This is a genomic window from uncultured Senegalimassilia sp., from assembly GCF_934636665.1.
Classification (GTDB): Bacteria; Actinomycetota; Coriobacteriia; order Coriobacteriales; family Eggerthellaceae; genus Senegalimassilia.
On the sequence record NZ_CAKUAT010000014.1, the window covers coordinates 61369 to 70970 of the forward strand.

Genomic DNA, 9602 nt, shown 5'->3' on the forward strand with positions numbered 1-9602 from the left:
TTCGTCACCGCTTTCCCCGATTGTTTCACGTGGAACATCTGGTCATATAAAAAGAAATAGTTTTGGGGATACTACCATAACCAGATGAAGCGTAACCTTCGGGCATTCACATTCTTAGAGAAGGAGTAGGAAATGACCGAGCCTCAAACCGCCGAAGAGCGCGTTGCGCTGAATCGCCAGCTTGCCCAGATGCTGAAGGGCGGCGTCATCATGGACGTCACCACGCCCGAGCAGGCGCACATCGCCGAGCAGGCGGGCGCTTGCGCCGTCATGGCACTCGAGCGCATCCCCGCCGACATCCGCGCCGCCGGCGGCGTGTCCCGCATGAGCGACCCGAAGATGATCAAGGGCATCCAGGAGGCTGTGTCCATCCCGGTTATGGCCAAGTGCCGCATCGGCCACTTCGTGGAGGCCCAGGTGCTGCAGGCTATCGACATCGACTACATCGACGAGTCCGAGGTGCTGTCCCCGGCCGACGATACGTACCACATCGATAAGACCCAGTTCAACGTGCCGTTCGTTTGCGGCGCTCGCGACCTGGGCGAGGCGCTGCGCCGCATTGCCGAGGGTGCCACGATGATCCGCACCAAGGGCGAGCCCGGCACGGGCGATGTGGTGCAGGCCGTGCGCCACATGCGCATGATGAACGCCGAGATTCGCCGCATCCAGAACCTGCGCGCCGACGAGCTGTTCGAAGCCGCCAAGCAGCTGCAGGTGCCCGTTGAACTGGTGAAATACGTGCACGAGAACGGTAAGCTGCCCGTCGTGAACTTCGCTGCCGGCGGTGTGGCCACTCCGGCCGACGCTGCGCTCATGATGCAGCTGGGCGCCGAGGGCGTGTTCGTGGGCTCCGGCATCTTCAAGTCTGGCAACCCCGAGAAGCGCGCGCAGGCCATCGTGAAGGCCGTGGCGAACTACACCGACGCCAAGCTCATCGCCGAGCTGTCCGAGGACCTGGGCGAGGCCATGGTCGGCATCAACGAGAGCGAGATTGCCCTCCTCATGGCAGAGCGCGGCAAATAATGAAAAAAATCGCTGTTTTGGCTGTTCAGGGGGCGTTTATTGAGCATGAGCGCGCGCTGGCGAAGCTGGGGTGCGAATGCGTCGAGCTTCGTCAGGGTCCCGATGTCGAACAGCCTTACGATGCCCTGGTGCTGCCCGGAGGCGAGAGCACGGCGCAGGCGAAGATGCTGCGCGAACTGGGCATGCTCGACACGTTGAAGTCTCGCGTGGCCGCCGGCCTGCCGGTTTTGGGCACGTGCGCGGGCCTGATTCTCCTGGCGCAAAACGTCGAAGAAGGCGTTCCCGCCGCCGGCGATCCGAACGGCCCCGTTGCCGCGGGCGCGACCGCGCCGGGCGCCATCGGAACGCTGCCGGTGACGGTTCGCCGCAACGCGTACGGCCGCCAACTGGGAAGCTTCCGCACCGTTGCTCCCTGCGCCGGCTTGCCTGGCGTGCCGGATGGCGAAACCGCCGACATCCCGATGACGTTCATCCGCGCTCCGTTCATTAAAGCGGTATCTGAAGATGTCAAGGTGCTTGCTACTGTGGACGAGCGCATCGTCGCCGTTCGCTACGAAAATCAGCTAGGCGTGTCGTTCCATCCGGAATTGGATGATGAACTGCGCATCCACGAACTGCTCGTCAGCCTGATCTAGCTATTTGCGGCGCCTCCTTCGCTGGTAGCGTCCGCCTTGGGCCTGGTTGCCGCCCTTTATGCGTGCGGCAACCAGGGCAAGCGCGGCTAACGCGGCGGCGCCAAGAAGCTGCGTCGTCGGCAGCGCTGTCCGATCTCCGGTTTCCGCCAATTTGCCCGCAGCTTCTTTGGGCGTTTTGCCCTCTTTTGGCTCTTCGGCATCCTTTTCCAGTCCGTCATCGCCCTCCTTCTCAGTGAGGCGATTCGTCACCGTTCTCGAAATGATTGATGGTTCCGAGGGGCCATGGTCGATCTCGAATGTCTCGCTGACCAGGTCGTATCCTTCATTCGTATCGCATGGCAGCTCTTCTAGCAGGTATCGCCCGTAGGGCAGCGCCGCAAGGTCGTCGTTCGGTGCAGCGGCATTGCCGTCGCTGCCGCGACCGAACCATATGCCCGCCGTCGGGTCCATGTCGCTTGCGGTTACGCGTTCCGCCTCCAGCAGGTGATCGTTGCCGTTGGTGCTTCCCGCGTGCCTGGCATGGCGACTCTCGGTGGATGCCCACCCGTTCTCGTCGCACGCCAACACGTGTTTCTCGCCGGTGGCAAGGTTGGTGAGGGAAAACGCCACCTGCAAAGGCTTGTTATCGGCTTCCCTGACCTTGAATAGCTCTAAATCGTTTCGAATCACCTGGTTGGAGAACGAAAGCGGGTTCTCGTTCGCATCTGCTTCGGCGAGCTCTCCTGCTGCGTGTACTTCTACGGTCCTAGGGTTTCCATCCGATAAGAGGTAGCCGTTGGATGCCGCGATCTCGCGAATGGAATAGGTGCCGAACGGCAGGGCATCGGTTCCGGTTTGCGCTCGGTGCTCCCTGCGCTCTTCATCCCATTGCGTCTCGATTATGCCGACAACCTGCCCGGGAGCGCTCCATTCCCCGTTAACGTTCACGCTATTGGGCGAAGCATTGACGATTTCGAAAAGCACGCCATCAAGGGTGGGCGCCCATGCAAGCTCTTCGTTGCCGCCCATTGCCGCGGCGCTATGCAGCTCGGCATCCGTTTTCGACACGGCTATCCCGCCGCGGAGAACATTCTCGTGCACGACAACGCTCTGATCGGCGCTTTCTCCCGAAGTGAAGGAGACGGCGCAGTCGTGTTCTCCTTCTCCCGTGGCCGCTACCGTGACGACGGCGGTTCCCGGATGCTTCTCATAACCCTGCGGTGCTTTCGTTTCCTCGATGGTATAGACGCCTATGGGAAGCGCGCAAAACCCCATGGAATCGCAGGGAAGCTCGTCGCCGCCTACGTGGTAACGCTCCATGCTCGTTGCATCGGATAGGTGCACCTCGCCAAGCTCATCAGTGCGAAATTCCCAGGTGAACAGGGGATTTGTTGCAACGTTGCCATCGCCTTCGCTTGGGGGCGATTCCAATTGCGCGAAATATCGCACGGTGAACACCGCTCCTGCCAGGCTTGCGTCTCCCTGCGGTGCAGCGGATCGGCTGTCCGCGTCAAGCTTTCGCAACAGCACGTCGAGCCTTGCCGTTTGAGGCGTGTTCTCGACTTTCCCGCCGTTCACCTGGGCCGTTTGGCGGTCCTTGACCTCCACGGGGTAGACGTTGGGGCTTGCCGCCATATGCAAGGGGGCTTGCAGCTCGCGAACCCAGTAGGTGCCCGTAGGCATCGAGTCGGCCTTCGCCCGCCCCTGCGCATCGCACGCAATGGTGCGTGCCAGGTCGCTGCAGGACTCATCGCGGAAGATGCCGAACTTCGCTCCCTCCAGGGAATACAAGGGGTTTCCCTCGGTTATGCGCGGTTGGGAGGAGGCCTTCGTCAGCTCAAGCGACCCCTGGGCCGTATAGGTGAACGACGCCACGCACTGGGTGGCGTTGCCGGTGGAGATTTGGAAGGCCGAGAACGCTGCGGGGACTTCGGCCGTCCTTTCGGCTATGCGGCGGCCGGTCGCCGCGGCGTTTATGAGCGCGCCGTGAGAGTCGAACCCGATGACCTGGTGTTGCGCCCAAGACCGGAAGGACTCGCTGCATCCGTACAACGCCGAGGCGCTGCTGGACGAGTACGTGTCCGAAAGCAGGATATGCGTGAGCGCGGCGTAGCGAGCCTCGGTCATTTCCCCGCCATCGTACCAGGTGGAAGGCCATAGCGTCTTGTCGAACCCGGGGCTGCCGTACCCGAACCACAGGTCCGCGGCGGCTTCGGCGCTTCTGCCGCTCGGGGCGTTGATAGGGGCTTTCGCGTACGGTCCCGACCGAGGGGTGGCAAGCATGGGCGTGGCGCAATATGCGGCGTTTCCGTCGACGCTCATCCATGTGGTGTTGTAGCCGGCGTAGTCGATCCGGGCACCTACCAGCAAATGCCCGACCTCGCTTTCGGCGAAGGCGGGAATCGGCGGCGATCCGGCGGCGATTCCGCATGCGAGCAAGACGGCGATCAGGACGAATCGGAGCATCGATACGATGCGGCGATGTTGCGGCGCATGCGGATGGGGGATTGATTGCTCGTTGGGGCGCTGCGGCTGTCGTGCTTCCTGGCTATTTGACGGTATCCGGATTCGCGATTGTGACAGCGTCCTGCCGTAATCGTTTTCATGAAGTGTTCTCGAAATGCAAGCTGCAAAGCCCGTTCCCATGGCGCCTCCTTGGTTCGCTAGGTGTTTAACGAACCAGCATACCGACGCGAACTTGCAGAACCCTTGTCGGGAGCGCCATGCGTTGTCGTCGAAACCTTGCGCCGTAGTCGGCCTTGATTCCGGCTCAAACCCGCAGCATGGTTGATGAAGCCTTGCGGATCCGCATCAGCGCCCCCCCCGATGCGGCGCGATGGGATTACGATCGTTTGCTTTCGCCGATTCCTGCGCATCTATGCATGGGGCGTTTCGCGAGGCAGGGAGCACGAATAGAAAGGCCTTGCCGATGTCGTGAATATCGGCAAGGCCTTTCGCTGCGCGCTCGGTTACGCGATATGGGCGAGACTGCTTACGGTCTGTGCATCGTCCCAGCTCAGATGCTAGAACTCGCCATAGAAGGAGCAATCATCGCGCCCTCTTTCCTTCGTGTGGTACGCAAGTGGCGTTCAAGGTTCAAACCATTCATATCATCTATCGATGAACTCATATAACCCTATTAGGTTATATAGATGCACCCCTCTAATCCATTCGCAATAACTAACCTAATCCCTTCACGCACTTTTCATAAATGGTACAGCAAGCCGATTGAGGGTTATCCCTTGCGGCTCGTAAAGTGACAGCCATCGAATCCCAAGTGAGGGGGTTCAAACCAATAGCGAATCGTCGAAAGACGAACGGCAAGAAAGAAGGAGTGAGGGTTATGAAGCACGAGCATTACATGGACATGAACCGTCTGAGCGACTGGAGCGTGGACCAAATCAACGAACTGCTTGATGTTTGCCTGCTGCTGAAGGAGATGGAGGAGAAGGGTGTGCGTCTGCCCCTGCTCAAGGACGTCTCCCTTGCTATGATGTTCGACCAGCAGTCAACCCGTACCCGCGTAAGCTTCGAGACGGCCATGACCCAGTTCGGCGGCCATGCAATGTTCCTCGATGGCAGCTCTCTGCATGCTGGCTCTGGTCAGGAGGATATCGCGGAGACTGCGGCCATTATCTCTTCCATGGCCGATGCCATCATGATTCGCAGCCTGTCCCAGCGCGTTATCGATGAGGTTGTTGCCAACTCCACTGTGCCGGTTATCAGCGGCATGTCCTGCGCCGAGTTCCAGTCTGATGGCTTTGGTAGCCAGGAGCAGCATCATCCCACGCAGGTCATTGCTGACCTTATCACGATGATTGAGCGCAAGCCGAAGGGCAAGAAGCTGTCTGATTGCACCTTCATGTGGCTGGGTGATGGCGCCGACGGTTTCGATTGCGTGTTCATGGATCATCTCTCCCTGTTCCCGCGCTTGGGCATTCGCGTGATCTGCGCTGCTCCCAAGAAGTTCTGGCCCTCCGATGAGCTGCTGGCCAAGTGCCGCGCTCAGGCTGCCGAGGACGGCAACGGCGAGATCATCTGCACCGAGGATCCCTATGAGTACGCTCCCGAAACCGATTTCTTCTACACCGGTGTCGTGAACTACCACAAGATGGGTGTTTGCGAGAAGGAAGCCTTCGAGGTCTTCTATCCGAAGTACCAGATCAACGAAGAGCTCATGGCTCGTGCTCCGAAGTCCGCTTGGGTTATGCACTACCTGCCCGGTAACCGTAACTGGGAGATGACTGACGCAGTGTGGGACGGCCCGCAGTCTGCTCTGCTGCCCCTGGGCGAGAATCGTCTGTACGCTCAGCGCGGCATTCTGGTGTACATCCTGTGGCCGCTTCGCCGCAACACCAGCGAGTATCTGGAGAACTACTACCGCGGCAAGGTTGAGGATCTGCTGACCCCGCGCATTCACAACTACGACTTCTAAGGAATCAGTTTTGTCGTTCGGTTGGCGCTAGCCCAGTTCTCGTCAACCGAACAAGAACAATCATTTTTCGCAAAGGGCTGCATGGTCGGCAGCGATCATGCAGCCCTTCGTACTCATTGGAGGTACTGAAATGCGTCAGATTACCGAATCCGAATCCACTCCTAAAGCCGATGGCTTCTACATGCCGGCCGAGTTTGCCCCGCAAGATCGCGTGTTCATGGGCTGGCCGAACCGTCCTGATACGTTTGCCTTTGGTGCCGTGCCCGCTCAGCGCACCTATGCCGGCATCGCAAACGCCATTTCCGAGTTCACTCCCGTTGTGATGTGCTGCAACGAGGCCGATTACGACAACTGCAAGGCTGTGTTCAAGGATAACGAGCGCGTGACGGTTATGGAAATGAGCATCAACGATGCTTGGTTCCGCGATACCGGCGCTACGTTCTTGGTGAACGGCAAGGGCGACAAGGCTGCTACTGACTGGCACTTCAATGCATACGGCGGCTTGGTAGACGGCCTGTACTTCCCTTGGGACAAGGACGCCAAAATCGCGCGTAAAATGGCCGACTATGTGGGGGTTCGCACGTATCGTCCCGACCACGTGATTCTTGAGGGCGGCTCCATTACCGTTGATGGTGAAGGCACCCTTATCGTTACGGACTCGTGCCTGCTTTCCGGGGGTCGTACCGCCTCTGTGCTGGTTGCCGATGAGCCCGATGCAGGTGATTGGCCGCTGTACCCGCGTAAGTACGAGCCTTTCAGCGAGGAACTGCGTGCTTATATGACCAAAGAACTCGAAGAGTACCTGGGCGTTGAGAAGGTTATTTGGGTTAAGGAAGGCATCGATCCCGAGGTTACCAACGGTCATATCGACGACTGCGCGACCTTTATCGCCCCTGGCGTTGTGGCCTGCATTTGGACCGATGATCCGGACTATCCGTTCTATCGTCAGTGCCATGAAATCTACGACACTTTGGTTAACGCTACCGATGCTAAGGGTCGCAAACTGAAGGTCTACAAGCTTCCTATGCCCGAGAAGCCTTGCTTCATGTCCGATGAGGAAGCGAATTCCATCGATCTGGTGAACCCGCGTACCGCGCAGGACGAGCCGCAGATTGCTTCCTACATGAATTACCTGGTAACCAATCATGGTTGCATCGTCCCGCAGTACGGCGACGTTAATGACGCTCTTGCCGTGGAAACCTTGCAGAAGATTTACGACGAGACGTGGGGCGAAGGCGTGTTCAAGTGCGTTGGTGTTGACTCTCGCCAGGTTGTGTACGGCGGCGGCAACATCCACTGCATCACGCAGCAGGAGCCCTCTGCTTAAAGCTTGGAAACACTTTCAAATAGGCATCTGACCCATAAATTCATGATTCGCATTAATTGCTAACGGGGTGAGTGGGTTCTGAATACGGAGGGCGTAGGTTTTAGCTAGAGGTAAGACTTACGCCCTCTTTTGGATTACGAAGCGCAAAAAGGGAGCCGTGCGAAAGAAACGATTCTTTTGGAAACGCCGGTGGCGGTAATGGTTGCCGCGCTCGCTTCGTAGGATGCCAACTTCGATAACAGAAGGAGGGAGTAGTCCATGAGTGTCGTAGATGAAATCAGGTCCGAGCTGAGCGGGAACACGAACTTCGATGAAGCTCACGAAGGGGAACTGTTCGAGCGTATCGCGGAAATCGAAGAACAAGAACGCGAGGGAAAGCTCATTCCTGGACTGGATAAAACCGACAACATCTTGATAGCCGCGATGTTTATCGTGCTGGGAGTGTTGCCTGTTGTCTGGTATGCGGTCATGTATTTCTAAGGGGAGGTGCATTATGGCTGAAGCAGATGTCAACAGCGAGGCTCAAAGCGAGTCTATGCCTGTTCTAAAAAGCGAGCGTCCTTATGGTTTCAAAGATTACACGGTAGTTATCACGGGTTTTGCGTGCGCGGCATGGTGCTTTATCACCGGAGGAAGTCTGGCGTTATATGTAGACGTTCCGACAGCGCTGGTCGGCTCGATTGCCGGTAACATCGTTGCAGTATTGCTTATGTCGCTTGCAACGCAGGTGATATCGGGCAAATACGGAGTCGATGCATACACATCGGTGCGAGGCATCCTTGGTGGCAAAGGCACGAAGGTATTCCTGATTCTGATGTCCATATTCGTTATTGCTTGGCTGGTTATCCTCTGTATGATGGTGGCGAAAGCCGTTGGCAATATCGTGCTTGGATTTACCGGAACGGACATCACTACCGGTGTTCCCATGTTCATTCTTTCGGTGGTTGCCGGCGCGATTTGCTGGATGGTCGCCTGGAAGGGCCCCGAGCTCTTGAAGAAGCTTAATAACTTCGTGGCTCCTATTTTCGTTATCATTTTGATCTTCCTGTTCGTAGTGGTCAGCATGAACTACGGTTGGGATACCGTTCTGTCCGCTAAGCCCTTGGCTCCGTTTGAGGACCAGTGGCTGAACTTCCTGGTAGTCTTCGAGCTCAGTATGGGCGCTGGCTTTTCTTGGTGGCCGAATATGGGTGGTGTTGCAAAGCTGTGCAAGACCACGAAGGCGGCTTTCTGGCCAAACGTTATCGGATTGGTTTTCGCCGCGACTCTGGGTACCGTTATGGGTGTTGCAGCATCTCTGCTGGTGAACAGCTCCGATCCGACTGCATGGATGATTCCGATGGGCGGTCTGGGTCTTGGCACCGCGGCTTTGCTACTGGTGATTTGCGCTGACATTACTGCATGCTCCGTTATGCTGTACAACTTGGGCATTGGCATTAAGCAAGTGAAGACCTTTGTGAAAATCCCATGGGGCAAGTGCACCGGCTTGATTACCCTGATTGCTTTCGTCGGCATGATTTGGGCTGAGCCGCTGTACGACAATTTCTATATCATCCTGGGTATTTCCAGCATGAGCTGCGCTCCTATCGCAATGATGCAGCTGGTTGACTACTACGCGTTCAGGAAAAAGCACATTTCCATTCGTGACGCTTACAACAACGGCAAGAGCTCCAAGTACTATTTCTGGGGTGGCTTCAACTGGGTTGCAATTGGCGTCTTCGCAGCTTCGGTGGTGCTGTATCTTGCAATTTTCGATCCTTTCCTGTGCATTCCTCATGACACCTTCAGGTACTGCAACGCAACAACCGCCGTGTGCATCTTCAGTGCGCTTGCATACTATGTGCTAGGAAAGCTGCTCCTGGTGAAGAGAGGTATCGGCGGTTTCCCGAAGCCTAATGAGAAGGCTGGCATCGAATCGAACGGCAAAGAATAGTTTTCTGTAAACAAGCAAGGAGGTAAACCCTATGCCATATCGGAAAGGTGACGGTCCTTCCGTAGTCATCGCCCTCGGCGGCAACGCTCTCGGCAACAGCCCGCAGGAGCAGCTCGAGCTGGTGAAGAACACCGCTAAGCACATCGTCGACATGGTCGGCGACGGCGTCAACGTGGTCGTGTCCCACGGCAATGGCCCCCAGGTCGGCATGATCAACAACGCTTTCGCCTACGCCGCCGCCAACGACGGCAAGACCCCGGAGATGCCTTT

7 protein-coding genes and 1 pseudogene are annotated in these 9602 nt (G+C 57.6%); 7 read left to right on the forward strand and 1 reads right to left on the reverse strand.

The window, feature by feature from the left end; all coding sequences use genetic code 11:
- Positions 1–132: 132 nt before the first annotated feature.
- Together pdxS and pdxT are read left to right on the forward strand one after the other, a co-directional pair.
- On the forward strand, positions 133–1023 hold the full coding sequence (gene pdxS, locus Q0G75_RS06875) for a pyridoxal 5'-phosphate synthase lyase subunit PdxS (RefSeq protein WP_042432130.1): 891 nt from the start codon (positions 133–135) through the stop codon (positions 1021–1023).
- On the forward strand, positions 1023–1658 hold the full coding sequence (gene pdxT / locus Q0G75_RS06880) for a pyridoxal 5'-phosphate synthase glutaminase subunit PdxT (RefSeq protein ID WP_294415129.1): 636 nt from the start codon (positions 1023–1025) through the stop codon (positions 1656–1658). Before pdxS ends, pdxT begins: the two co-directional genes overlap by 1 nt.
- On the opposite strand, the gene Q0G75_RS06885 is transcribed toward pdxT, so the two are convergent.
- Entirely contained in the window at positions 1659–4103 is a 2445-nt protein-coding gene (locus Q0G75_RS06885) for a SpaA isopeptide-forming pilin-related protein (protein WP_294415128.1), read from the reverse strand.
- A gap of 877 nt (positions 4104–4980) precedes the next feature.
- Here Q0G75_RS06885 and Q0G75_RS06890 point away from each other — a divergent pair.
- From Q0G75_RS06890 to Q0G75_RS06910, 5 genes and pseudogenes are all read left to right on the forward strand, one after another.
- The gene (locus tag Q0G75_RS06890) at positions 4981–6072 is read left to right on the forward strand and encodes an ornithine carbamoyltransferase (protein WP_294415126.1); all 1092 of its coding nucleotides are present in this window, start codon (positions 4981–4983) and stop codon (positions 6070–6072) included.
- A 130-nt stretch (positions 6073–6202) separates the two neighbouring features.
- Complete coding sequence (locus Q0G75_RS06895) at positions 6203–7399, forward strand: agmatine deiminase family protein (protein ID WP_294415124.1); 1197 nt, start codon at positions 6203–6205, stop codon at positions 7397–7399.
- Between the two features lie 258 nt (positions 7400–7657).
- Positions 7658–7879, forward strand: coding sequence for a hypothetical protein (locus tag Q0G75_RS06900; RefSeq protein WP_294415121.1), 222 nt, complete (start codon positions 7658–7660; stop codon positions 7877–7879).
- A 13-nt stretch (positions 7880–7892) separates the two neighbouring features.
- Positions 7893–9332 (forward strand): cytosine permease, encoded by a 1440-nt coding sequence (locus Q0G75_RS06905; RefSeq protein WP_294415118.1) that lies wholly within the window; start codon positions 7893–7895, stop codon positions 9330–9332.
- A gap of 31 nt (positions 9333–9363) precedes the next feature.
- A pseudogene (locus tag Q0G75_RS06910) lies at positions 9364–9602 on the forward strand (carbamate kinase); the annotation flags it as partial.